The sequence below is a fragment of the Vibrio sp. ECSMB14106 genome (assembly GCF_000972265.1).
Taxonomy (GTDB): domain Bacteria; phylum Pseudomonadota; class Gammaproteobacteria; order Enterobacterales; family Vibrionaceae; genus Vibrio; species Vibrio kanaloae.
Genome location: NZ_LAUM01000080.1, coordinates 1 through 430, shown reverse-complemented (window position 1 = coordinate 430; position 430 = coordinate 1). Strand labels below are relative to the sequence as shown.

Genomic DNA, 430 nt, shown 5'->3' with positions numbered 1-430 from the left:
AGGCAGGTGCTCTCCCAACTGAGCTAATCGCCCACGAAAGTTTTAATTCCTTCGTGAGAAAGAATGGTGGAGCTATGCGGGATCGAACCGCAGACCTCCTGCGTGCAAGGCAGGCGCTCTCCCAGCTGAGCTATAGCCCCAATATTTTATTTCCTTGGTAGGAAATGGTGGGTCGTGCAGGATTCGAACCTGCGACCAATTGATTAAAAGTCAACTGCTCTACCAACTGAGCTAACGACCCAATGGTATCCCGTAGGGGAGTCGACCCCCTGTTACCGCCGTGAAAGGGCGGTGTCCTAGGCCTCTAGACGAACGGGACACTGCTAATTCATCTCTACTTAAAAAGCAGAAACAAACTTTGAAGAACTTGGGAGTTCTTCATCTCTTTGCTTTTCTAAACCTAATCAATCTGTGTGGACACTCATCGTCA

The 430-nt window shown here is 49.1% G+C and carries 3 tRNA genes; all 3 read right to left on the bottom strand.

The window, feature by feature from the left end:
• Positions 1-64: 64 nt before the first annotated feature.
• Positions 65-140: transfer RNA gene (locus tag WR49_RS20735), tRNA-Ala, on the bottom strand.
• Positions 141-165: 25 nt separating this feature from the next.
• A tRNA-Lys gene (locus WR49_RS20730) sits at positions 166-241 on the bottom strand.
• A 2-nt stretch (positions 242-243) separates the two neighbouring features.
• A tRNA-Glu gene (locus WR49_RS20725) sits at positions 244-319 on the bottom strand.
• Positions 320-430 lie beyond the last annotated feature (111 nt).